This is a genomic window from Noviherbaspirillum sp. (genome assembly GCF_035944575.1).
Taxonomy (GTDB): domain Bacteria; phylum Pseudomonadota; class Gammaproteobacteria; order Burkholderiales; family Burkholderiaceae_D; genus Noviherbaspirillum.
In genome coordinates this window covers 1-24470 of sequence record NZ_DASZBA010000171.1, presented here as the reverse complement: position 1 = coordinate 24470, position 24470 = coordinate 1, and the positions used below count along the sequence as shown (strand labels likewise).

Below are 24470 nucleotides of genomic sequence, written 5' to 3'. Positions count from 1 at the left end.
AAATTAACAAAACTTTATCGGATAATGCAGCACTCGAGATATGGGTTGAAGTCATCGAAAACTATCCGGAAAGACGAATTGACGTTGCGCAAAATCGAACAATTCCAGAGGAAGTTATGCAGATTCTCGCTTCTTTTGATGATGCGACTGTGCGTTCGCTAATTGCACAAAAGCGACGGTTAGTTCCCGACTTGTTCCCGCTACTTGCAAGAGACCAAGACGAGACGGTGCGCATAGCAATTGCCGCTAATCAAAAAATTCCTCTCGAACTTGTAAGGAGTTTAACCACTGATTCTATTGAAAGCGTGGCTTCCGTTGCAGAATATAACTTGCGAGAGCGGTTAAAGAACGTTAAGAATCCCAAGTAACCGAATTCTCAAAGGCTGGGCACGGTCTGATCATTGTGATTTAAGCGACTTAGGGAGCGTATGGATAAACCATGCTTCTGACAACACCCGCAAGCATGTGCAGGACATCAACGAGCAGTTCGTCACCCGCAATTCAACTAAAGGGAGGGCCAAATCAAGTTTCAAATCAACAGCGCTTGAACCGCACACACCGCCGGGCTACCAACGCAAAAAATTTAGCACCAGCCACACGACATACAGTGAAAGAGAACGCAGCCAATTGAACCCAGCAATAGCCGTATGCGGTAAGGCGGCATACGAGCTGATCTAAGAAAAACGGCAGCAGGCGCAGCGCAGACAGTACGACAGCATGAAGATAAAGCGGAAAAGCTGACGTGGCTCTCACTCGCTTTTCACTTCCACCTCGGCAGCCAGCATTCCTGCCACCCGCTCCCCGAACTCAGCCAATGCGAACGGCTTGGACAACAGCTCTGTGCCCGGCTGCCTGAGGCTGTCCGCCGCTGCGGCATATTCCGCATAACCGGTGATGTAGAGCGCTTTCAGATCGGGGCGGATGCGACGCGCGGCATCCACCATCTGGAAACCGTTCATGTTTCCCGGCAGGCCGACATCGCTGACCAGCAGGTCGATATGCTGCGGCGATTCCAGTATCCGCAGTGCGGACGGCGCATCCGATGCTTCCAGCGCGATGTACCCCGCATCGGCCAGCATCTCGGTCAGGATCGCGCGCAGCGGCGCTTCATCGTCGACCACCAGCACGGTGCCGCGGTGCGGCGCCGGCACGGACGCCGTCAATGGCGCGGCGGTCGCAATCGGTTGCGCGGGGCCGGCATGGCGCGGCAAATGCAGGCGTATGGTGGTTCCCGCACCAGGCTCCGAATGCAGCCGCACGTGCCCGCCGGACTGCTTGATGAATCCGAAGATCATCGATAGCCCGAGCCCCGTCCCCTGCCCGATCGGCTTGGTGGTAAAGAACGGGTCGAAGGCGCGCGCCGCAACCTCCGGCGACATGCCGGTGCCGGTATCGATGACGCTGATGGTGACGTACTCGCCGGGCGAAACGCCTTCATGCGCGGCGGCCTGCGAGCGGTACAGCACTTCATTGCTGGTGGCGATGGTGAGCCGCCCGCCGCCCGGCATCGCATCCCGTGCATTGATTGCCAGATTGAGCAGCGCGCTTTCCAGCTGATGCGGATCGCATAAGGTATTCCACGCGTCTTCGGCGGGAAGGATATCGACCTGCACCGCAGGCTCGACCGTGCGGCGGATCAGTTCGGACATCGATTCCACCAGGTCGTTGACATTGGTGACGCGCGGATCGAGTGTTTGGCGGCGCGAAAAGGCGAGCAGCCTGTGCGTCAGCGTCGCCGCGCGATCGGCGACGGATTCGGCGGCGTCTACATAGCGACCCAGCGATTCGGTGCTGCCTTGCGCAATCCGCACGCGCAGCAGTTGCAGATTGCCGACGATGCCCGCGAGGAGATTGTTGAAGTCATGCGCCAGTCCGCCGGTCAGCTGGCCGACCGCTTCCATCTTCTGTGCCTGGCGCAGCGCTTCTTCCGCAAGCCTGCGCTCGGTAATCTCCATCGCTTCCGGCACGATGGCGGTTACACGGCCTGCGGTATCGAGAATCGGCCGCATCGAGAAGTCGAACGTGCGGCGTCCTTCCGGCAGATCGACCGCGATCTCCTGGCGCGTGGTTTGACCCCGGGCGGCAGCCATGACCGCCTCGCGCACTTTTTCCGGCATGTCGGGCATGGTCTTGAACCACGGCGTTTCCCAGAACGGGCGGCCGACCAGTTTCTCGATCGGGCAGTTGATGATTTCCAGCGACGTCCGGTTGGCGTCGAGCAGCGCGCCTTCCGGCGTGAGCAGGCCCATGAACTGATAACTGGTTTCGAAGATGGAACGAATGCGCGCTTCGCTTGCCTGCAATTGCGCGGTGCGCTCCCGCACCCTTTGTTCCAGCGTATCGTTGAGTTCGCGCAGCGCAGCCGCATTGTCCTGCGATATCTTTTCCGCCCGCTTGCGCTCGGTGACGTCGCGCACGATCACCACCAGGATCTGTTCGCCATCGATCTCCACCACATTGGCCGATGCTTCGACATCGATGATGTCGCCGGCGGCGGTACGCAGCCGGCCGGGATAGTTGCGCACCATGCCGTCCCGCCGCAGCGTTTCGACATACACCGCCCGCTGCTTCGGATCTTCGTCGGGCCAGATGCCGACTTCGGCTGACGTTCGGCCGATGACATCGGCGCGTTGGTAGCCGAGCAGGCGCTCAAAGCCGGGATTGACGTCGATGTACGTTCCATCCGACAGGCGGCTGAAGGCGATGTAATCGGGAGACGCATAAAAGATGCGCCGATAGATTTCCAGTTCTTTGTGTTTTTCCAATCCAGCAGCGATAGTTCTGTGCTGTTCGCTCATATAAGGCGCCTTGTTTCCGGTACCGCCGTGGTGGATGTTGTGTGCTCGTGATGTGCCTGCTGGATGCCGGTTCGCTGGTTGTTGCCGTGATGCATGCCAATGTTCCTCATGCGCATTTTGACGCGCCGGCATCGATACCGTTCCTGATTTCTCAGGGAACTTATTATAGGTTCAAGTACCCCCATCCCATGCCGTTGCGGTTATAGAAAAATTCGATATAGATGTTAGATGGGCGCATGGGATAGACGTGCGCTCCCTGCGTTATCCTGACGCCTGCATTCATCCCGCAGTGCGGCATTAATACAACGGAGGTACCTTGCCGGATCAAAACACCAAATCGATCGACCTCGCGCTGCAGGGCGGCGGCTCGCATGGTGCGTTCACCTGGGGCGTGCTAGACCGCATCCTGGCCGACGAGCGGCTCGACATCGATGGCATCAGCGGCACCAGTGCCGGCGCGATGAATGCGGTGGTGCTGGCCGACGGTCTCTCACGCGGCGGCGGCAGGGAGGGCGCGCGCGACGCATTGCACAAATTCTGGAAGGCGGTCAGCGATGCCGGGCGCTTCAGCCCCATCCGGCGATCGCCGCTGGACCGCATGCTGGGCCGCTGGTCGCTGGACAATTCCCCCGGTTATCTGCTGTTCGGATTCGCCTCCAATCTATGGTCCCCCTACGAATTCAATCCACTCGACATCAATCCGCTGCGCGACCTCGTGGCGGAACAGGTGGATTTCGAGCGCGTGCGGGCATGCGATGCGTTGAAGCTGTTTATCTCCGCCACCAATGTGCGCACGGGCCGGGCAAAGACGTTCCGCAGGCCGGAAATCACGCTGGATGCGGTGATGGCGTCGGCCTGCCTGCCCCAGCTTTTCCGCGCCGTCGAAATCGATGGCGAAGCCTACTGGGACGGCGGTTACATGGGCAATCCCGTGCTGCTGCCGCTGATCGAGGAAACGAGCGCACATGATTTAATCATCGTTCAAATCAATCCGATCACACGCCAGGAATTGCCACGCACTGCGGTCGAGATCGTCAATCGTCTGAACGAAATCACCTTCAACGCCAGTTTGATCAAAGAGATCAACGGCATCCTCCTGCTGAAGAAGCTGGTCGATGACGAAAGCCTCGGACTCGAGCGCTTCTCCGACATGCGGCTGCACCGCATTAGCGCCGAAGCGGAGTTGCAGGACCTGGGCGTGTCCAGCAAGCTCAACAGCGAATGGGAGTTCCTCACCCATCTGCATGACATCGGCTTCCGCGCCACCGACGCGTGGCTGGCGGAAAACTTCGACCACCTCGACAGGAGATCGACTCTTGATACCGCCGCCATAGGTGCACCCGAGGGCGGCGGGCCGATTGCCCGTGCCGCGCGGCAGGGGATGGAATAAGCCTGCAACGACAAAGGAAAAGACATGATAGACCTTTATACCGCCGCCACACCGAACGGCCACAAAATCTCGATTGCACTGGAAGAACTCGCGCTGCCGTACACCTTGCACACCCTGAGCCTGCCGGACAACGAACAGAAGCAGCCCTGGTTTCTGGCAATCAATCCCAACGGCCGCATTCCGGCGATCGTGGATACGGATGCGGATAATTTTCCGGTCTTCGAATCGGGGGCGATCCTGATATACCTGGCGGAAAAGACCGGCCGTCTGATGCCGGGCGATGCCAGGGGCCGGTCGCTGGTGATGCAATGGTTGATGTTCCAGATGGGCGGCGTGGGACCCATGATGGGACAGGCCAATGTGTTCTATCGGTATTTTCCGGAGAAGATACAGCCTGCGATCGACCGTTACCAGGGTGAAACCAGGCGACTGTTCCGCGTGCTCGACGGACGGTTGAAGGACCATGAATTCCTGGCCGGCGACTACTCGATCGCCGACATCGCCAACTGGGCATGGGTGCGCACGCATCGCTGGTCGGGCGTGGAGATCGACGACCTGCCTCATTTGAAGCGCTGGCTCGATACCATCGGCGCGCGCCCCGCCGCCCGGAAAGGCATCATCACGCCACCCTCCTCTCTCGATCTCGGCACGGCCGGCGGCGACAAAGCGCGCGAGTTTGCGGAGCAGGCCCGCAAGATGGTGGAAACGGGCCAGTCGCGCCAGTCCGGCGTCTGATGCCCGGATGCGTTTACCGGCCTTTGCGTGCGCGTGGCGTCTTCGCGGTCTTTAGTGAGGCCTGTCTCTCTTCCCATGCACGCAGCGCAGTCTCGTAAAGCGCCAGGTCTTCCGTGTACAGATCGAATATGCAGGGCGAGCAGCCGCTCCTGCAGCATTCGTCGTTTCCCGGTCGCCGCGGGGCGACAGGGCGTGGATCATTGTTCTCGGGTCGGGCAGGCATGGTGTCTGGAAATGGAGAGTGGCAAACATTATGGCGCGCGCCGGATCGATTGCAAGCCGGACGGGCCCGTCGCATGTCGTGCATGGCGCCCTTCCCGCTTGCCAGGCTGGAATACGGCCTGCCGGCGGAACCTTGATCCGGCGGCGCCGTCACATGAGGCCTTAGTCTTGCAGGAGAACGTCATGAGCTTAGGCTTCGATATCGGTCGCATATTGGGACAATACAACGGCGCAACATCATCGCAATATCCGGAACAGGTCGAGCAGGACTTTGACCATATCGCACAGCATGCGCAGCATGAAGACATGCGGGATGGACTGGCGGAAGCATTTCGCTCGGACCAGACGCCGCCATTCGGACATATGGTCGGACAGCTGTTCGGCCAGGCGGATACGCACCAGCGCACCGGTATGCTGAACCAGTTGCTGGGTGCTGTCGGACCATCGGTACTGGCCTCGGTGCTTGGTGGCGGCAGAGGCATGGGTGGCATGAGTGGAATGAGTGGGATGGGCGCGCTCGCCGGCCTGCTCAATCAGGGCGGCGGCGATGACCAGCGTGTTGAGCTGACCCCCGAGCAGGTGCAGAACCTGAGTCCGGAGCAGGTGCAGGAACTGGCTGCCCGCGCCGAACAGGAAAACCCCGGCATCATCGAAAAGATGAGCGGCTTCTATGCGCAGAATCCCCAGCTGGTGAAGGCCCTGGGTGGTGCCGCGCTGGCGATCGCACTGGGCAGGATGTCGCAGCGCAACCGCTACTGATTACCGCCGATGAACGGCGGCTGCCGGCTCCTTATCGGGTCACCCAGCCGCCGCACACCGGAAATACCTGGCCGACGAAACAACCGGCAGCATCGCTGCACAGGTAGGCGGCGAACGTCGCATCCTCCTTCTGCGTGACCAGCCGGCCAAGCGGCACTTCGCGCTTCAGTCTTTCCTGGAAGGCCGGGTTCGCTTGCACTTCCGGCGGGAAATAGGTCGGGTTCTCGACGAAATTCTGGGCGATCGCATTGACATGCACATTGTGCGGCGCGACTTCGACGCCCACCGCCTGCACATAGGCGAGCTGTGCGCCGCGCGCGGCGCTGTAGGTGGAGGTGCGCTTCATGCCGCGCAATGCCGATGCGCTGCCGATCACCAGGATCTTGCCGGATCTGCGCGCGGTCATTTGCGGCAATACCGCGCGCACCAGGCGCGGCAGCGGGTCAACCATATGCCCGAACACATGGCTCCATTCCGCGTCATCGACCGCGGTCACCGGAGTGCTCGGCGCAGGCACCGCAAGATTCGCGACCAGTACATCGACATGGCCCGCCTCACCGATCACCGCGGCCGGCAGCGCCGGATCGAGAAGAGGGCGCGGATCGGCGATGAGTTCCGCACCGAGTTCACGAAACACTTCGCACAGGGCCGGGCCCATGAAGTCGTTCGACTGCGTGACGAGGATGCGCTTCCCGGCGAAATTCAATGCGTTCATGTTTGTCTCCAGTTGTGTCGTGTGCGCCGCCTGCAGCGGCGGAATTATTTTTCAAGCGTCTTCGGTCAGGCGCGCATGCCAGTCGGCATAGGGCGTGTTCTTTGCCAGATGGCGATTGTAGTCGGGCATGCCGTCATCCCACCATACCGGGCCGCGTTCTCCCAGGGCAATCTTCGCCGCGTTCACATCTGCTCGCGCTGATTTAAGTGCTTCCGCGTCATCGTCCCGCAACGCCTTGCCGACTGCGCGCCGTGCCGCCATCAGCCGGAGCGTCAGCCGAACCCGTTCCTCCTCAGTCAATGCCGGATTGGCGCTTCGCCATAATCGGCCGCGCACGACAAAATAGCGCCCGTCGGGGGTTGACGGATATTTCTTTACGGAACTGGTTTTCATGCCGTTGGCAAACCGGATTAAAAGTTAGCAAAATTTCACTTACGCAATCTCATTGATCGTTATCAAACCAATGTGGTCTAACGCTTGTTACAGTGCAATTCCATTGACGGAGGTCACCATGATGTATCCCTACACAAGCGCCATGTCCTACAACGAATATCTGATCAACGCTTCGGTCGAATTCTGGACCGCGATGGCTTTCCCCGCCTTGTATTACGCCAAAGCGCTCTGAAAAACATCCCTCGGCGGGATTACGAAATACAAGAAATCGCGGCATGACCGCGATTTCTTTTTCCGCAGCGCTTAACTCCACCCATCAGGTTTTCCCTGCGCCCGGATTTCCGGAACTTGCCGGGTTAAACGCTATCAGCACAAAGGCGGTGTGCTGACGCATCGGTCCGTCGCTTGCGGCGTCAGCGACTTTCAATCGCCTCTTCAAACAACGCCCGGCCTTTTAATGCCGAGGCGCAATATCACATTCGATCCCCATGAAAGAATTCGTGTCCGGCTGGGCCGAAACATTGCTTTATGCAACCTTGCCATGGATGGTGCTGCTCAATGAATTGCCTTGGGTCGGCGTCATCGTGCAGCTTGCTATCGGCTTCATCGCATCGGTAATCATTCACCGGATTGCGACCTCCATCCTCGAACCGATTGCGCAGCCTTTCCCGTATTCGCGCCGGCTCGTGCAATACGGACACCGTGCCGCCTGGGCTGCGATGTTTTTCCTTATCGCGCAGATCATCCTGCGCAACGCGCCGGACCGGCTGCCGGGCGTGTCCGCAGTGCTGCATATCGGCGCGCTGTGCCTGATCGCATCGCTGACCTGGCTGGGCATACGCTGCGTCCGGGCCATTTCCCACAGCATCATCGAACTCAATCCCGCGGACTCGCCCGACAACCTGCATGCGCGCCGCATACAAACCCAGACCAAGGTACTGGCGCGCTCCGTCATGGGAATCATCCTTCTGATCGGCATCGGTGCCGCCTGTTCCACCCTGCCGGTGCTGCGCCAGATCGGCACCAGCCTGCTGGCCTCTGCCGGCGTGGCCGGACTCGTGGTGGGCTTCGCCGCCAAGCCGGTGCTGGGCAACCTGCTGGCCGGCCTGCAGATCGCGCTATCGCAGCCAATCCGGCTGGAAGACGTCGTGATCGTGAACAACGAATGGGGTCACATCGAGGAAATCACCGGCAGCTATGTGGTGGTGCGGATCTGGGACCAGCGCCGCATGATCGTTCCGCTGCAATGGTTCATCGAAAACCCGTTCCAGAACTGGACCCGCACCAGCGCCGAGATTCTCGGCGTGGTGCTGGTATGGGCCGACTACCGCCTGCCGGTTGCGGCGGTGCGCGAGGAAGCCGAGCGCATCTGCCGCAGTGCGCCGCAATGGGATGGAAGACTGTGCCAGACGCAGGTGGTGGATGCCACGGATCGCGCGATGCAGTTGCGCATCCTGGTCAGCGCCGGCGATGCCGGACGGTCATGGGAATTGCGCTGCCTCGTGCGCGAAGGATTGATCGATTTCATCCAGCGCGAATTTCCGGAATATCTGCCGAGGGTCCGCACCGAGGTCGTCGAAGATCAACACCGCGATTCGACCTCTGCACCGCCGGCGCCGCCCGTTCGTCATGTCAGCCTCGGCGGACGCTGAGCCGTCACCGTCAGAAATCGAACAGATCGCCGAGAAATCCCTCGCGCTTTTTCTTCTTGTGATACCGGCTGTCATACGGTTGCTGGTGACCGCCATAACCCTGCTGCTGGGGCGGGTAGGACGGCTGCTGCGGCGGATAGGAAGGCGGCTGCTGCGGCACCGCGACCTGCGGCGTACTGACGGAACGGTCGATGATCTTGTCGAGCTCACCGCGATCCAGCCATACGCCGCGGCACTGCGGGCAGTAATCGATTTCGATACCCTGGCGCTCCGACATGACAAGGGCTACCTGATTGCATACGGGACATTGCATCTCCAACTCCTTTCATCTCAAAACGCCACTGTATCGCAAGCGCGCGCCGCCGGCATGGTCATTTGCCGCAAAGCGGCAGGCCAAGGGATGAAGCATGCGCCGAAGCTATAATCGGCGGCATACTTCCCTTTCTGGACCTCCGCTCCGATGAAGAACCGGTTCCGCGCTTTCCCCGCCCTGTTTGCACTCCTATTGTCCGTCCCCGCCGCAGCCCATGAATTCTGGATGCTGCCGGACCGTTTCTCCCCGGCACCCGGCAGCCCGGTGCGCCTTACGCTGCATGTCGGCGAATACTTCGAAGGCGATCCGGTTCCGTTCACCAGACCTTACGTCGCCGGCCTGGTGCAATACAGCAGCGGCAAGTCAACGGACCTGATGGGCACGGTGCCGACCGAAGAGAACCGTCCCGGCCTGCAGCTCGTTCCGCGGACCGCCGGTACGCACCTGATCGCTTTCAACAGCCATCCGAATCAGGTGGCGCTGTCGGGCGACAAGTTCCATGCCTATCTGCGGGAGGAAGGCCTGGACGACATCATCAAGCGGCGCGAAGCCGATGGCACCGCAGCGACGCCAGGACGGGAGCGCTACCGGCGGCATGTGAAGACACTGCTGCGGGTGGGAAGCAATGCGGACGGCAAATCCGACCGCACCTATGCAACCCGCACCGGCCAGCGGCTGGAGATCGTGCCACTGGCCGATCCGCTCGCGCAGCGCGCCGGCGGCACACTGGATTTTCAGTTCTACTTCGACGGCAAGCCGCTCGCCGGCGTTCTGGTGAAAGCCTGGCACAGGAAGGACGGAAAGCCGAAAAATGACCAGACGCTGATCATCCGTGCCCGCACAGACGCGCAAGGCAAGGTGGCCTTCTCGCTGCCCTACGCAGGCACATGGATGGTAAGCGCGGTGCACATGATCGCGACCACGGACACGCCGGATATCGACTGGGACAGCTTTTGGGGCAACCTGACGTTCGACCTGGCAGGCGACAGGCGGCGCTAGCAGGCTGTTGAAAAGCGTTGCCGCGGACTTCCATCGGCATCTCGAAATAAATTATGGAACCGCCGCCACAGTACGCTCACTCATCAATGTATGCCGGCAACATCGGCATGCACAACCACCTAACTGGTTCCACTTGATAAAGGAGCAAAAATGGCTAAGAACACATTGACTATCCCGGGCGGTGGCGGCATGCCCATGCCGCCTATTCCAAAACCACCTGGCAATGATGCCGAATAAACCATACCGGCATATTCATCGCCTGTTTGGTATGCGCCGAGCGATCAGTGGGGAGCACGGTCATTCCCTGTAGTCGGCAGCCGTAGAGGGTGCTCCCTGTAAAACTGGGAGCGCTGACTGTCCCGTGACGACCCGGTCGCGCTGCTCAATCTTTCCGAATAAAACACGGCTTCCGCTGCAATGCGGCATGCCGAATCGAATTCGTCATCGCATCAATCGTTCACACGATGGCGAAATAAAACGCACAAAATCCCGCTCTCATCGCCACCCGGTTTCACCCACCTCAACGACAGCTCGATAAGCCGGTGATATGGTCGTATGTCATCCGATTCTAGAGGAGCAAGACATGTCGATCAGTGTTTCCCAGCTGGAAGGTCTATCCGACAAACTGCACCGTCTTTCCGAGCGCCTGCGGTCCGATCGCCGGCCTGCAGGCACCGCGCTTGGCGAGAATGATCCGCTCGTGGCGGCGGCAAACGATTGCGACTTTCTGCTGCCCAGTCCGCTGACGATCGATACCCTGTCGGCGACGGTGGAGAAGAAGATCGGCAATGTCGCCGTCCTGCTGGAACGCGCCAGGATGCACGAGCAACTGCCGCCCGATGCGCAGGCGGCGGCAGAAGAAGAGAATGTGCTGATGGACGAGGATTACCAGGGCGATGCGGCGGCGCGCAAGGAAGGCGGCGGCCGGCAACCGGGCGCGGCCTGGTAAGTGGAAAGGTAATGCAGGTGCCGGCCCCTAGCCGGCACAGCCGAGCTTCTCGGCCAGTTCGATGACGCTGCTCACATGCAGCGCATTGCCCGGCTGCGGCGAATCGTCCTTCGTCCGCCCAGCGCCGAATTCCAACGGCCGCTCGATATAGGCAGCCTGCAATCCGCAGGCACGCGCGGCGGCAAGATCATCCCTGTGAGTGGCTACCATCAGCACCTCGTGCGGCTGCACGTCGAACGTGGCGGCGACGCCGAGATAGGTGGACGGATCAGGCTTGTAGGCGCGGAACACTTCCGCCGAGAGGATGCAGTCCCACGGCAGCCCGGCATATTTCGCCATGTTGGCCAGCAGCCCGATATTGCCGTTTGACAGCGAGCACACCATGTAGCGGGTTTTCAGTCGCGTCATGCCTTCGATGGCATCGGGCCAGGCGTCGAGCCGGTGCCAGGCCTTGTTGAGATGGCGCTTCTGCTCTTCCGTCAACGCATTGACGCCGAATTCCTCCAGCACCCGGTCGAGAATCATCCTGTGCAGCTCATCGACCCGGGTCCAGCCGAGTTCTCCCGACATCACCCTTGCCATCGCCGGCTGGTAACCATCCCGCCATGCGAGGGCAAACGCATTGCCGTCGACGCCCAGACCCATCGCATCGACCGCGCGAACGATGCCGCTGTGCCAGTCGACCACCGTGCCGAAGACATCGAATGCCAGTATCTTGATCGCGGACAGGGAGGAAGACGACGTCATGGTTGGCCTTTCAGTGAATGGTGGATGCCGGCGTGGCCGGTCTTGCCGTGGCAATGAGGCTGGCCAGTTTATGCAGATCGACCGGCTTGGTCAGGTGATGATCGAAGCCGGCATCCAGCGCCTGCTGCTTGTCCTTGTCCTGCCCCCAGCCGGTAATGGCGATCAGCATTACATCCCGGCCTTCGGGAAGCGCCCGGATGCGGCGCGCCACCTGGTCGCCCGTGAGCTTCGGCATGCCGATATCGAGCAGTACCGCATGCGGCCGGAAATCGGAAAATGCCGCAAGCGCTTCCTCGCCGTCGAAACCGACCCTGACATCGTGACCATCCATGCGCAGGAAGGTGGCGAGCGTCTGGGCGCCGTCGCGGTTATCGTCGGCGACCAGTATGCGCAAGGGTGCCACCGATGCCGGTACCGCGTGGGCCGGTGCGGCAGGCGCCGCGACGGCTTCCCAGGCAGCGAGGACCGGCAGGCGCACGACGAATTCGCTGCCCTGTCCCGGGCCGCTGCTGTTCGCCACGATCGTCCCGCCATGCATTTCCACCAGCGCGCGGGCCAGCGCCAGGCCGATGCCGAGTCCGCCGCCGGCGCGCTCATGCGAAGGCCTGACCTGGGTGAACATCTGAAACACTTCGGCAAGCGCGTCGGGACGGATGCCGATTCCGTTATCCGTCACGCGGATCATCAGTTCGCTGTCCTGCACTTCCGCATCGATGGTGATCCGGCCGGCGGTGTCGGTGTATTTCGCGGCATTGGTGAGCAGGTTCGCCAGTACCTGCGCCAGCCGCAGGCGATCCGCGTCGATGTGCACCGGCCGCGGCGGCAAATTGATGATCAGATGGTGATGCTTGAGATCGATGAGCGGCCGCGCAGTCTCGACCGCGGCTTCGATCACTGCGGCGAGTTCGGTGCGTTCCTTGCGCAGATGCAGTTTGCCGCGCGTAATGCGTGACACATCGAGCAGATCGTCCAGCAGGATTGCCATGTGCTGCACCTGGCGGTCGATCACGTCATGACTCCAGCGCTTCTGCGCTTCAGTCGCGGTGGGCGACTTCGAAATCAACGCCGCCTGACGGATCGGAGCGAGCGGATTGCGCAGTTCATGCGCCAGGGTGGCGAGGAATTCATCCTTGCGCTGGTCGGCTTCGCGCAGCGCATGCTCCTGCCGCTTGCGGTCGGTGACATCGGCAAACCAGACGGCAACCGAATTCTGCAGTGGCGATGCGACCACATGGAACCAGCCGATGATGCCGTTGGCTTCCGACCGCAATTCAAACTCGCGCGTCACACCCTGCTCCGCCACCGCGACGTAGGCGTCGAACAGCCCGGGTTCGTCCCATGTGCCGGGCAGCACTTCCCGCACACGCCGGCCCGTCAGCTCCGCCGCCGGACGATTTATGGTCCGTGCAGCGGCGGTATTGATATAACTCCATCTGAAATCGACGATCCGGCTTTGCCGGTTGCGCACCGGCGTCAGCACGGTAAAGGGCACGGCCGAGGATTCGAGCGCAACGCGGAAACGCTGGTCGCGTTCGCTGGCAATGACCTGCGCACGGAAACGTTCGATGAATACCGCTGCTTTCCTGGCGCAGATGTCGGCCAGTCTGATCTCGCGTTCATCCGGACGACGGGGCGCCTCGAAGAAGAGCATGATCACGCCGAGGATCTCGCCTCCGGGCCCGGCAAGTGGCGTGCAATGCACGCCACGGCGGCCCAGAGCACCGGCCAGAGGGCGAAATGCCGCATCGCCGTCGTCCTGCACCACCCGCCGCCGCTCCGTGCTGGCAACGTGCCAGGGAGTGCTTTCGTCCAGCAGCGTTTTCAAAGTGCCTGTCTGCGCTTCGGACAGCCCCGCAACGGCGCCGATCTCCATCGGCCCGCCGTCGGGCATGCACAGCATGACGGCTCCTCCCTGGCTGGCGTGCAGATCGACCATTGTTTCCAGGATGGCATGCAACTGCCTCGGAATGTCGGTCAATTCCAGAAGCCGGCTGCTCAATGCATGCAGCCGCTGCAGGTCCGCCACCTGCTGCTGCAGCTCGGCGCGGGTCTGGGCGAGAAGATCATCGGTCCGCCTGCGTTCGGTGACATCCACCGACGCTCCGTGCAGCCGGACCGCGCGGCCTTCCGGGTTTCGTTCGATATGCACTTTCGACATCAGCCAGCGCATGCCGCCGTCGGGCAGCCTGACCCGGTGTTCGCGCTCGTAGACACTGACACCGCGGTCGATATTGCTCTTCAGAGCGGCGCGCCCTTCCTCCACTTCGGCCGGGATGCGTCCGGCGTTCCACTCGTCGAGCGAAATCGTCTCGCTCCGGCTGGTGTGCCCCGGCTTACGGCCGACCAGCCGCCACAACGCGGGCGACGCGAAAATGGTCCGCTCAACGAGGTCGATTTCGAACAGGCCGACGCCGGTGTTTTCCTGCGCCAGCCCCAGGCGACGTTCGGCGTCGGCGGCGCGATCGCTCACCAGCCGCATGCGACCGCCGAAAAATACCAGCACGATGCCAACCACCACATATGCCAGTAGCGCGATGCGGTCCGGCAAGGCAGCCACGTTCATCTGGCCGACCGGCATCATCAGATAAGCTGCATTGACAAGGCCGGCCAACAGCACGATCAACGACGGGCCGCGCCCGAACAGATTAGCGGCCAGCAACAACATCGGCAGGATAAAAAGAAACGGGATTCGCGATCCGACAAACGGCTGGATCGCCCATTGCAGTCCGACAGCAATGCCGGCGAACAAGGCGGCAAGCCCGAATCGCGCTGACAATGATGGGTCAGGAAAGGAAAAAGACATCTTTTTGCAGCAAACAGGAAGAGAAACGACAGTCTACCCCATGGGAACGCGGGGTCAGTCGGGAGTGGCCGTCGACGGGAATTGTCGATTATTTATGCTATTGGAAACCGCCGGTTCGGCGGACGGACATTTTCGCGGGCGGCAACGAATTGCCCAGGGCATGGACCAGCAACGCTGCGGGAAGTTGCGTTATTTCAGCATGAGGGCGACCTGATGCCATCCTGCGGAGGGTGAATGCCGGGCGATCGCTAGCAGTCGGTGACATCGGGGGCACTTCCGGTGCGGCTTCGCGACCGGGGCCGGTGTTCGGCAATGATGAAAGCAACGCCAAGGAACGCAGCGCCAAGCGCCAGCCAGCCCCACGGCCAGCCGATGAAATAGGAGAGCGGTGCGGTGCCGAATGCAATGACGAGCAGCATCAGGGCAATGCCTTCCTTGATGCTCATGTGCTGACTTTCATGAAGATGCCTTTTTATTGGATTTTTTGGACAAACAATCGGCACGTACGGATACGAGTGGGCGCCATGGTAGTCCTAGTTCAGGGCCTCCGCCATCCCATGTAAATGGGAGTAATTTCCTAGTGGAAACAAGTGCAGGCAATGAAGTCTCATGCAACAATGCTGATCCAAAACCAAAACTTAATTTCACAGTGCAGAACGGAGTAAGGAATGGAGCAAAAATCGAAAGCCGTCGTATGCCGCGAGATCAATCAGCCGGTAACAGTCGAAGAGATTCTGGTGGAACCGCCGCGCCGCGGTGAAGTGATGATCAAACTGGCGGCTTGCGGCGTCTGCCACAGCGATCTGTCTGCCACCAACGGCACCATCCCGTTCCCGCCGCCGGTCATCCTCGGCCATGAGGGTGCCGGAACGGTCGTGGCGGTCGGCGAAGGCGTGGTCGACTACCGCGTCGGCGACCATGTGGTCAGTTCCTTCGTCAGCATGTGCGGCAAATGCCGCTATTGCCAGACCGGCCGTCCGCAATTGTGCGACCAGGCGGCAAAGGCGGCCACCACCCTGCCGGACGGCACGCTGCGCACCCGCGATCTCTCCGGACAGCCGCTGCACGTATTCTCGGGCTGCGGCGTCATGTCCGAGTACGCGACGCTGCATGTCGACAACGTCGTCAAGATCGACCAGCAGATGCCGCTCGACAAAGCCGCGCTGATCGGCTGCGGCGTGATGACCGGGGTCGGCGCGGCTGTCAATACGGCGAAGGTCGATGCCGGCTCGATCACGGTGGTGTTCGGCTGCGGCGGCGTTGGCTTGAACGCGATCCAGGGCTGCCACATCGCCGGCGCGCGCATGATCGTGGCAGTCGATACGTCGGATGCCAAGCTGGAAATGGCGCGCCAGTTCGGCGCCACGCACGTGGTCAACAGCAAAACCGAAGAAAACGTCGTCAAGACCATCACCAAGCTCACCGAAGGCGGCGCCGATTACGCCTTCGAATGCGTCGGCCTCGGCGAGATCGCGGCACAGGCCTACGGCGTTCTGCGCAAGGGCGGCAAGGCGGTGGTGGTCGGTGTCGCGGGACTGAAGGACATGACGTCGATCCGTACCGCCTCGCTGACCTTCGGCGAGAAGACCTTGACGGGCAGCTATTTCGGCTCCGCCCGTCCGCGCGAGGACTTCCCGCGCATGATCGGCCTGTATCGTGCGCATCGCCTGAAGCTCGATGAACTGATCACCCGTACTTATACGATCGATGAAGCGCCGCAGGCGTTCGCGGATATGACCGCCGGGCGTAATGCGCGCGGGGTGATTGTGTTTGATTAGCGAATCTGAAGTAAGTCGAGACTGAGCCTATCCGTTCAGTATCTTCCAGCCAGTGAAACTGCAACAACTTTTACACCGGACGGTCCCCTCCCCCTATCAGGGGGAGGGCTAGGGTGGGGGTAGTGAGGTTGAGCAATCGTATGTATTAGCCCGACCTCACTACCCCTACGCGGGCCGCCCCATCCCCCATTCTCCGTGCGAGGGGGAAGGAGCAATCCGCACTCCGGCCCAACCTTCGATCAAGTATTGATTCCTCTGGAGACAAACAACATGCAAAACCGCGACAAGCTCTACATCAACGGCCAATGGGTCACTCCATCCGGTCGCAATACCATCCCCGTCATCAACGCCTCGACCGAAGAAGTCATGGCCACCATCCCCGAGGGCGACGAGACGGACGCCAACGCGGCGGTAGCCGCCGCCCGTGCTGCATTCGACAGCTGGAGCGCCACGCCCCCGGGCGATCGCGCCGGCTTCCTGCGCAAGATCCATGAGGGCCTGAAGGCGCGCAGCGAAGAACTTGCGCAGACCATCACCGGCGAGGTCGGCATGCCGCTCAAGCTGTCGGCCCAGATCCAGGTCGGCTCGCCGATCGCCAACTTCGGCTATTACGCGAAGATGGTGACCGAGTTCGAATGGGAGGAAGTGACGGGCAATTCGCGCGTGGTGCGCGAACCGGTCGGCGTGGTGGCCTGCATCACGCCGTGGAATTACCCGCTGCACCAGATCGCCGCCAAGGTCGCCGCCGCCATGGCGGCCGGCTGCACCGTGGTGCTCAAGCCGTCGGAAGTCGCGCCGCTCAATGCCTTCATCCTTGCCGAAGTCATCGACGCCGCCGGTGTGCCGCCGGGCGTGTTCAATCTCGTCAGCGGTGTCGGCCCGGTGATCGGCGAGGCGCTGGTGGCCCATCCGGATGTCGACATGGTGTCTTTCACCGGATCGACCCGCGCTGGCAAGCGCATCTCCGAAGTGGCATCGGCCACCATCAAGCGCGTCGCATTGGAACTCGGCGGCAAATCCGCCTCGGTGATCCTCGACGACGCCGACCTGCCGACCGCGGTGAAGGGTACGGTCACCGCCTGCTTCCTCAACAGCGGCCAGACCTGTTCCGCGCACACCCGCATGCTGGTGCCTGAATCGCGCTACGAGGAAGCGGCGAAAATCGCAGTGGAAGTGGCGAAAAACTTCACCATCGGCGATCCCTTCGGCGGCAGTGCCAAGCTCGGCCCGCTGATCTCGGAGGCGCAGCGCGAGCGCGTGCGCAGTTATATCCGGAAAGGGATCGACGAAGGTGCCGAACTGCTGTGCGGCGGACCGGATGCGCCTGCCGACCTGCCGAAAGGGTATTACGTGCAACCGACCATCTTCGGCCGCGTGAAGCCCGACAGCACGATCGCGCAGGAAGAGATCTTCGGGCCAGTGCTGTCCATCATCACCTATCGCGATGAAGACGAAGCGGTGCGGATCGCCAACGGCACGCTGTACGGCTTGGCCGGCGGCGTCTGGGCCGGCAGCGACGAGCGCGCGCAGAAACTGGCCAAGCGCCTGCGCACCGGGCAGGTGGACATCAACGGCGGCTCGTTCAACCTGTTCGCGCCGTTCGGCGGCTACAAGCAGTCCGGCCGCGGACGCGAGATGGGGCCGTATGGAATGGAAGAGTTCCTCGAGTACAAGTCGCTGCAGTTCAAGCCGAATGCGGCGAGCCTGACGTCGAAGGCGCCGTACTAAGCGAGTGTCACCGTCACAGCGAAGCTGGCGCAGCGCATGCGCCGGCGTCGCCCCTGCACCAAACCGCATGCGGCGCAAGGCTTGCCGCATGCGCATCCCTCGCCAATGCCTCATCCGGCCCTGTTGGCATCCGACCATGATGCCTTCAACGGAAACCGGCAAGATTTTAGTGCGTACAATGTCCGGTCCTCCTTTCGCCGCCACATTTCCATGACCGAATCCGTCCGTCTTTCCAAGCGCGTTGCCGAACTGTTTGCATGCTCACGCAGCGAAGCGGAGCAATACATCGAGGGCGGCTGGGTGACCGTCGACGGCGTCGTCGTCGAGGAACCCGGATTCCGGGTAGCACAGCAGACCATTGCCTTGTTGCCGGACGCCAGTCCGACGCCGCCTGAACCAGTGACGTTTCTCTTTCACAAGCCTGCTGGCATGGACACGCTCGCTATCGATCCGGCGCAGCTGCTCACCCCTGCATTGCGCGACGCCGGCGATCGTTCCGGCGTCCGGCTGTTGAAACGCCATGTCGCCAGCCTCACCCTGACCGATGCCCTCGAAACGGAAGCCAGCGGCCTGCTGGTGTTCACCCAGGATTGGCGCATCAAGCGCAAGCTGGTCGACGATGCGGCAAAGGTCGAACATGAATTCATCGTCGACGTCACGGGCGAACTTGCGCCGTACGGACTGGCATTGCTGAATCACGGATTGAGCTGGAATGGCAAGCCGCTGCCGCCGATCAAGGTCAGCTGGCAGAGCGAGCACCGGCTGCGTTTTGCGCTCAAATCACCGCCGCGCGGATTGATTTCCCATATGTGCGCGAAGGTGGGGCTGCAGGTGACGGCGATGAAACGCCTTCGCATCGGTCGCGTGCCGATGGCAGGATTGCCCCAGGGGCGGTGGCGCTTTCTGCACGACCACGAGCGGTTCTGAACAGCTGTTTCGCCGGCATTGCGCATCGCGAAGGCAACGTATCACGTGGCTTCGGTTCACTTTTTTTCCGCCTGACGATGTTGTTCCTTCTTTGATCCCCGAACTGTGTCTTCCTTGTTTTGCTTCCAGGCGGAAACCACTATCATGTTTATCGGTGACGCTTATCACCCATACAAGGCGATCGGGAGAAGACGGGCATGGCGGCAAAAACCAACATCAAGGCGTTGCTTGCGGTGCTGGGCATGACGATAGGGTTGAATGCAAATGCGCAAATGACAAATCTGTTCTTCGACGATTTCAGCGGAAAAGGCGGACTCGGTGATGCATGGGAAATCGCAACGTGGGTGAACGGGCATCCTTTCGGATGCACGTTTTCCAACCAGGAAGTATCCCGGGGCAAGGGCGCACTTTCGCTCGGTTTCAGCGGCAACTCGGGCAAATGCGCGGAGGTGCGCACAAGGCGATCCTGGCAATACGGCCGATTTGTCGTCGACATGAAACCCGCCAATGTCCCCGGCTCCGTCAGTTCCTTTTTCCTGTACGACGGCGCGGCGGCGACATCGACCCACCATGAAATCGATATCGAATTCATCGGCGGCACGTCGCTGCTTCACACGAATTACTGGATCGCCGGCAGGCAGTATCCGGTCGATGTCGACCTGGCTGCTCTCGGCATCGACCCCTACCAGCGCAGCCGCCAGTACAGCTTTACATGGCGGCCGGACTCCATCGTCTGGCATGTGATGGACGACACCGGCCGGTGGACGGAGATACGACGGGAATACGTCACGCTCGCCGCGCCGATGAAGCTGATGATGAACGCCTGGTATGGCGACAATCTCGATTCGGCGCTTCATTTCCCCGGCTATTACGACGGCACCAGCGGCAAGGCGCAGTACAGCATGGTCCGGATCGGGCAGTAACAATTCATCAGCGCTGCGCCACGCCCTCACCCGGCTTGCACATCGCGCGTTCCTGCGGCAGGCATTGCACCGTCCGCTCGAACGGATCCGAAAGGCGGCGCTCGAAGTAACCCGGTGCGGCCTCGCCTGGATAGAGCTGGCCGCGCACTTTGAACAGCAGGGTCTCCAGGACCATCGCATTGGTGGACAAGGAGATCGTTTCGAGTGCCGCGCCGCTGTTTTCCAGGCGTCCTTCGTACCATCCGCGTTCCGGGTTGCGCAGCGTTTGCACCGACTGCATCAGCCGGTCGGTATAGTCGCCCGGCCACAGCACCCACATGCCGAATGCGGCCCGGGTCGATACCAGCGCCAGCTTCTCATACTCCTTGCCATCGGCGCCGAGGGTGTTCCACGGATAGCCGGCGGCGAAGACCGTGTCCGTCACCGCATACGGCGCCTCGCGGATCTGGTAATCGGTCCGCGCCGTCAGGATGCCTTCGCGGCGGTAGCGGGTTTCCTGCACCCGGTAAACCTGTTCGGCGAGCTGGCGCAGGTCGACGCCGCCCGCTGCACCTGCATCGCCCGGATAACGCCATCCATACTCCATCCCGAGCAGCACATGCGGCATCGTCATGACGGCGTTCGGGGCGCCGGTGGTGCGCGGGTCGCGTGCATCGTGCTGCACCGGGACGCCCAGGATGGTGACGGTCTCGACGCGCGGTGCGCGCCAGATGCGCGATGCATCGAAGCCCCATGCGGCGAAGCCGGCCGCGCCGGCCTGCTCATAGCCGAGCCGGCCTTCCTGGTAGCGCTGGCGCTGACCGTTGCTGCGGGATGCGCCGTACATCGTGCCGCAGTCGTCGATCACCTGGCAGAAGTTCCAGCGCAGCACCGCCTTGTCCATGTACTCCCGGTATTGCGGGTAGCGCACGCCGATGATCTTCATCCAGGTCAGCAGCCGCCCCGTCTCCACGGCCGACCAGCCGATGTCCTCCGGCTGGTTGGCGTAGTTCACCATCTTTCCGGTGATGGAGTTGTACAGCTTGTTTGGCACGCTGCCTTCCGAGAGGTCCATGCTGTTCAAGAACTTCAGCAGCCGCGACATGCGGTAGTCGAACTCGCGCGCATCGATCACCGCAAGATCGCGCGCCGCCGCAAGCGCGGCCATGTAGTCGGCGACATGCCACATCGAAAAGGTCGGGTAGCGGTCGAAGGAGTTGACCAGGCCGTTGTCCGGGTTGGTGTTGTTCTCGAAATAGCGCCATGCCGTCTTTGCCCACTGCATTTCCTGCTCGGTCAGCTTGCCGTAACGGCCGATCTGGCCGGCGTGCAGGTTGTAGTCGGCGATCGACGATGCCTGCCGGGCGACGATGCCGCAGCCGCCAAGCATCATGCTGATCGACAGTGCGCCGATCACTGCGGCATGTGCCGCACGCTTTCCTAAACCGGTGGTGCGCCGGCTTCCGCTCAGCATGGCTTCGCCTCGCCGCCCTGTTCGCCGGGAACGCAATTCTCCGCCTTGCGGAGACTGAACCGGGCCTGGGCATCATTGCCATATGGCTGGTTAAACGTTTTCTCCCACAGACCTTCGCGGCGCGGTCCCCATTTCAGGATTTTCCCCTTGGCCTTGTAGAGCAGCGCTTCGAGCATGATGCCGTTGTTGTTGGCGGTGAAGGTCTTGATCGGCCCCTTGCCGTTTTCGAGGATGCCTTCGTAGTAGCCTTTCGCCGGATCGACGGCGGTTGCGATGGTGCGGAACAGCAGATCGGTGTAGTCGGATTTCCATATCACCCACATGCCCAGCGCCGCCTTCAGCGAGACGGCGGCGAACTGCGGCACGTGCTTGCCGGTGTCGGTGATGGTGTTCCATGCGTAGCCGTCGGAATACACGGTGTCGTACACGAAGTACGGTTCCTGGTCGAGCTGGTGCTCGGAGCGGGCCGTCAGGATGCCGGTTTCCCGGTGCCTGTTCTCCTGTGCCTGGTACACGCGGTGGGCGAACCGCACGATCCATTCATGGCTGTGGCGGCGGTCATCGGTATCGCGGTCGCGGGCGAGATCCCAGTTGAATTCGATGCCATCGAGCACATAGCTTTCCGACACCACGTAGTTGTGCTGCGACGTCTTGCGCGGATCGCGGGAATCGAACGGCACATCGACGCAATAGGTGGAGATCGTTTCGTAGGGTTCCGGCCGCGAGGCCTGTTCGGTGGAGATGCCCCACAGCTCGAATCCCTTTGCCGCATATTCCTCGTAGCCGAGCCGGCCTTCCTGCACATACTCGGTCCGGTTCTTGTCGTCGACGCGCGCGCCGTAAAGTGTCCCGGCACGGTCGACGATCTTGTCGAATTTCCAGCGCAGCACGAAACGGTCGATGCCGTCCGCATGCTCGGGATAGCGCTCCTTGACGATCTTCAGCCAGATCAGCAGGCGTCCGAGGTCGATGGCGGAAAAGCCGATTTCGCCGGGCTTGTTCGAGTAGTCCGCCTTCTCGACGGTCTTCGCGTGATACACCTTGTTCGGCAGCTCGTCGCGGAAAAAGGACATGCGGTTGAAGGTGGCGATCACCGCGCCGATGCGCTTGCGCGCCTGTTCGCGGTCGATGACGCCGAGGTCGTTTGCCGCCACGATGGCGGCCAGGTAGGAGGCGGTGTCCCACATGGTGGTGGACGGATATCCATCCACCGCATTGACCAGGCCGGATTCGGGCTGGAGATTGTTCTCGAAGTATTTCCATGCGTTGCGCGCCATGGTCATCTCCGCTTCGTTGAGCGGGCCGGAGCGCTGCGGATAGCGCGCGGCGGGCAGCTCCCCCTTGGTACAGGAAGCCGCCTGCGCGGCGCCGATGCCGTTCAAGAGAACGATGGATGCGGCGATCAAGATCCGCAGGTCTGGCCGCTTCATTGCTTGTTCTCCTGGCGATATGACATCAGCTTGCCGGTGGCGATGAAGGCAAGGCTTTCCAGCACTACCGCATTGGTGTTGGCGGTGATCGCCTTGTTGGCCGCGCCGGTCTCTTCATAGATGCCGGCGTACCAGCCCCGCTCCGGGTCGAATTGCGCGGACACCGCATCGATCAGCTTCTCGGTGTAATCGGTGCGGTACAGCGCATACCATCCGAAGGCCGCCTTGACGCTGAGGCTGCGCAGGCGCGACGCGTCCTCGCCTTTCTCGGTGATGGTGCTCCATGGCTTGCCATTGCTGAAGACGGTGTTGTAGACGAAGTACGGCGCCTGGTCGACATGGTCTTCGGTGACGGCGGTCAGCAGCCGCGTGGCACGGAAGCGCTCCTCCTGCGCCCGGTAGACCCGCCACGCGAACTCGCGCGAGATGCGGTCCCACCCGAACTCCAGGCCGTCGAGCACATAAGGTTCGCTGAGGACATAGTTATGTGCGCCCATCGTCCGGGCATCGCGCCGGTCGTGCGGCACCTGGATGCCGCCGATCTCCGCATAGGCGAGTTGCGCCCGGTAGTCGTGCGCTTCGGCGGCATCGATGCCGAGCAACTGCGCTGCCTTCGCCGCGTATTGCTCATAACCGAGCCGGCCTTCCTGCAGCAGCGACTGTTTGCCGTCGTCGCCGACCTGCGCCCCGATGAATACGCCGTCGCGCGTCAGCCGCTGCAGGGACCAGCGGGCGATGACGCGCCGCGCCGCGTCGGTATGCTCGGGATAATTCCATGCCACGATCGTCAACGGCACCAGCAGCCTGCCGATGTCGATGGCGGACCAGCCGATGCCGTTGGGCGACGGCTTTGCCGCATAGTCGACCATGGCAAGATCGGCGGTGCTGTAGGACTTGTTCGGCAAGGCGGCATCGTACAGCGGCATGCGGCCGAGGGATTGCAGCGCCTTGCCCATCAAGGCATCGAACTCCTTCTGCGGCAGCAGATCGAGTCGCTCGACCGATATCAGCGCAAGGAGGAAGGACGCCGTATCCCACATGGTTGCCGCTTCGTATTTGTCGACCGAATGCACCAGCCCCGTCTTCGGGTTGATGTTGTTCTCGAAGTACTTCCATGCGGTCCGCGCCCATTCGATCTCCCGCTTGTCGAGCGGCCTCGGCTCCGGCTGCGTCGGTATATCCGGGCTGAATGTCACCGGTTGCGTGGTTGCGGCATTGGCTGCAGTGGTAGTGATGCCCGCCGCCTTGGCGGCGGCGGGTGGAACGCTGGCGCGCTCGATCCACATGATGAGCGCGAAGCCGACCGCCAGCGCGAGGATGAAAATGATATTGCTGCGTGCCCTTAACAGATTCTCCCGATTCACCTTGCCCTCGCCGTTTCGAATTCAACCAATTGCCGCTCCTCTTCCGGTGGCTTCCACCGCGCCGCCCTGATCATCGGCAGCATCACCAGGATGTTGTTCAGCCCCCAGGCCGCATTGACGACCAGGCTTTGCAATTCGTTGCTGTGCCCGAGCGCGAAGACGCGGTAGGAGCCGTAGACGATGCCGGCCACGGTGAGCGCGATGACGGTGATCTGCGGAATCACCAGCGCCAGGAAGTCGCCCTCCTGGCGCTCCTTGGGTGTCACCGGAAACTTGATCTTTTCTCCCTTCAGCACGGTCCAGAGCGCACGGAAGTTGATCGAAAAGAACGACAGGTAGGATGCCTTTCCTTCCCATGACCTGACGCCCCACATGCCGACCATGAACGCCAC

At 61.6% G+C, this 24470-nt stretch carries 22 protein-coding genes and 1 pseudogene; 11 read left to right on the top strand and 12 right to left on the bottom strand.

Going from position 1 to position 24470, the window contains the following annotated elements:
• Positions 1 to 368: pseudogene (locus VGU61_RS12320) on the top strand (hypothetical protein); the annotation flags it as partial.
• A 381-nt stretch (positions 369 to 749) separates the two neighbouring features.
• Here the strand turns inward: VGU61_RS12320 and VGU61_RS12315 are convergent.
• Positions 750 to 2798 (bottom strand): PAS domain S-box protein, encoded by a 2049-nt coding sequence (locus tag VGU61_RS12315; protein ID WP_326859424.1) that lies wholly within the window; start codon positions 2796 to 2798, stop codon positions 750 to 752.
• Positions 2799 to 3114: 316 nt separating this feature from the next.
• Between VGU61_RS12315 and VGU61_RS12310 the strand changes: the two genes are divergently transcribed.
• Positions 3115 to 4188, top strand: a complete 1074-nt coding sequence (locus VGU61_RS12310; protein ID WP_326859423.1) for a patatin-like phospholipase family protein — start codon at positions 3115 to 3117, stop codon at positions 4186 to 4188.
• A gap of 24 nt (positions 4189 to 4212) precedes the next feature.
• Positions 4213 to 4923: a glutathione S-transferase family protein gene (locus VGU61_RS12305; RefSeq protein WP_326859422.1), complete on the top strand. Its 711-nt coding sequence runs from the start codon at positions 4213 to 4215 to the stop codon at positions 4921 to 4923.
• 13 nt (positions 4924 to 4936) lie between these two features.
• Here the strand turns inward: VGU61_RS12305 and VGU61_RS12300 are convergent, their stop codons facing one another.
• Positions 4937 to 5146 (bottom strand): oxidoreductase-like domain-containing protein, encoded by a 210-nt coding sequence (locus tag VGU61_RS12300; protein ID WP_326859421.1) that lies wholly within the window; start codon positions 5144 to 5146, stop codon positions 4937 to 4939.
• A gap of 182 nt (positions 5147 to 5328) precedes the next feature.
• Here VGU61_RS12300 and VGU61_RS12295 point away from each other — a divergent pair, with 182 nt between their 5' ends.
• Positions 5329 to 5904 (top strand): hypothetical protein, encoded by a 576-nt coding sequence (locus VGU61_RS12295; RefSeq protein WP_326859420.1) that lies wholly within the window; start codon positions 5329 to 5331, stop codon positions 5902 to 5904.
• A gap of 31 nt (positions 5905 to 5935) precedes the next feature.
• On the opposite strand, the gene VGU61_RS12290 is transcribed toward VGU61_RS12295, so the two are convergent.
• Both VGU61_RS12290 and VGU61_RS12285 read right to left on the bottom strand, forming a co-directional pair.
• Entirely contained in the window at positions 5936 to 6619 is a 684-nt protein-coding gene (locus tag VGU61_RS12290; RefSeq protein ID WP_326859419.1) for an SDR family oxidoreductase, read from the bottom strand.
• Between the two features lie 51 nt (positions 6620 to 6670).
• Positions 6671 to 7012 (bottom strand): hypothetical protein, encoded by a 342-nt coding sequence (locus VGU61_RS12285; protein ID WP_326859418.1) that lies wholly within the window; start codon positions 7010 to 7012, stop codon positions 6671 to 6673.
• Between the two features lie 488 nt (positions 7013 to 7500).
• Between VGU61_RS12285 and VGU61_RS12280 the strand changes: the two genes are divergently transcribed.
• On the top strand, positions 7501 to 8664 hold the full coding sequence (locus VGU61_RS12280) for a mechanosensitive ion channel family protein (RefSeq protein WP_326859417.1): 1164 nt from the start codon (positions 7501 to 7503) through the stop codon (positions 8662 to 8664).
• 10 nt (positions 8665 to 8674) lie between these two features.
• Here the strand turns inward: VGU61_RS12280 and VGU61_RS12275 are convergent, their stop codons facing one another.
• A complete protein-coding gene (locus VGU61_RS12275) occupies positions 8675 to 8977 on the bottom strand; it encodes a zf-TFIIB domain-containing protein (RefSeq protein ID WP_326859416.1) in 303 nt (100 codons plus the stop codon).
• Positions 8978 to 9124: 147 nt separating this feature from the next.
• Between VGU61_RS12275 and VGU61_RS12270 the strand changes: the two genes are divergently transcribed.
• Positions 9125 to 9976 (top strand): DUF4198 domain-containing protein, encoded by an 852-nt coding sequence (locus VGU61_RS12270; protein WP_326859415.1) that lies wholly within the window; start codon positions 9125 to 9127, stop codon positions 9974 to 9976.
• A gap of 583 nt (positions 9977 to 10559) precedes the next feature.
• Positions 10560 to 10925 carry a hypothetical protein gene (locus VGU61_RS12265; RefSeq protein ID WP_326859414.1) on the top strand — a complete coding sequence of 122 codons (366 nt, stop codon included), beginning with the start codon at positions 10560 to 10562 and terminating at the stop codon, positions 10923 to 10925.
• Between the two features lie 27 nt (positions 10926 to 10952).
• On the opposite strand, the gene VGU61_RS12260 is transcribed toward VGU61_RS12265, so the two are convergent.
• From VGU61_RS12260 to VGU61_RS12250, 3 genes are all read right to left on the bottom strand, one after another.
• On the bottom strand, positions 10953 to 11672 hold the full coding sequence (locus VGU61_RS12260) for a haloacid dehalogenase type II (protein ID WP_326859413.1): 720 nt from the start codon (positions 11670 to 11672) through the stop codon (positions 10953 to 10955).
• A 10-nt stretch (positions 11673 to 11682) separates the two neighbouring features.
• A complete protein-coding gene (locus VGU61_RS12255; RefSeq protein ID WP_326859412.1) occupies positions 11683 to 14448 on the bottom strand; it encodes an ATP-binding protein in 2766 nt (921 codons plus the stop codon).
• Positions 14449 to 14723: 275 nt separating this feature from the next.
• Entirely contained in the window at positions 14724 to 14921 is a 198-nt protein-coding gene (locus tag VGU61_RS12250; RefSeq protein ID WP_326859411.1) for a hypothetical protein, read from the bottom strand.
• 222 nt (positions 14922 to 15143) lie between these two features.
• Between VGU61_RS12250 and VGU61_RS12245 the strand changes: the two genes are divergently transcribed.
• The 4 genes from VGU61_RS12245 (at position 15144) to VGU61_RS12230 (ending at position 19831) form a co-directional block, all read left to right on the top strand.
• Complete coding sequence (locus VGU61_RS12245; RefSeq protein ID WP_326859410.1) at positions 15144 to 16253, top strand: Zn-dependent alcohol dehydrogenase; 1110 nt, start codon at positions 15144 to 15146, stop codon at positions 16251 to 16253.
• 270 nt (positions 16254 to 16523) lie between these two features.
• On the top strand, positions 16524 to 17981 hold the full coding sequence (locus VGU61_RS12240) for an aldehyde dehydrogenase family protein (protein WP_326859409.1): 1458 nt from the start codon (positions 16524 to 16526) through the stop codon (positions 17979 to 17981).
• 210 nt (positions 17982 to 18191) lie between these two features.
• Positions 18192 to 18908: an rRNA pseudouridine synthase gene (locus tag VGU61_RS12235; RefSeq protein WP_326859408.1), complete on the top strand. Its 717-nt coding sequence runs from the start codon at positions 18192 to 18194 to the stop codon at positions 18906 to 18908.
• 197 nt (positions 18909 to 19105) lie between these two features.
• Positions 19106 to 19831: a family 16 glycosylhydrolase gene (locus tag VGU61_RS12230; protein WP_326859407.1), complete on the top strand. Its 726-nt coding sequence runs from the start codon at positions 19106 to 19108 to the stop codon at positions 19829 to 19831.
• 7 nt (positions 19832 to 19838) lie between these two features.
• Here VGU61_RS12230 and VGU61_RS12225 read toward each other — a convergent pair whose 3' ends face one another.
• The 4 genes from VGU61_RS12225 to VGU61_RS12210 all read right to left on the bottom strand — a co-directional run.
• Complete coding sequence (locus VGU61_RS12225) at positions 19839 to 21284, bottom strand: DUF3131 domain-containing protein (protein WP_326859406.1); 1446 nt, start codon at positions 21282 to 21284, stop codon at positions 19839 to 19841.
• On the bottom strand, positions 21278 to 22714 hold the full coding sequence (locus tag VGU61_RS12220) for a DUF3131 domain-containing protein (RefSeq protein ID WP_326859405.1): 1437 nt from the start codon (positions 22712 to 22714) through the stop codon (positions 21278 to 21280). The genes VGU61_RS12225 and VGU61_RS12220 overlap by 7 nt, the downstream gene beginning before the upstream one ends.
• A complete protein-coding gene (locus VGU61_RS12215; RefSeq protein ID WP_326859404.1) occupies positions 22711 to 24078 on the bottom strand; it encodes a DUF3131 domain-containing protein in 1368 nt (455 codons plus the stop codon). The genes VGU61_RS12220 and VGU61_RS12215 overlap by 4 nt, the downstream gene beginning before the upstream one ends.
• Positions 24075 to 24470, bottom strand: a 396-nt coding sequence (locus VGU61_RS12210; RefSeq protein WP_326859403.1) for a hypothetical protein, incomplete at its 5' end; no start/stop codon positions are given. The genes VGU61_RS12210 and VGU61_RS12215, both read right to left, overlap by 4 nt.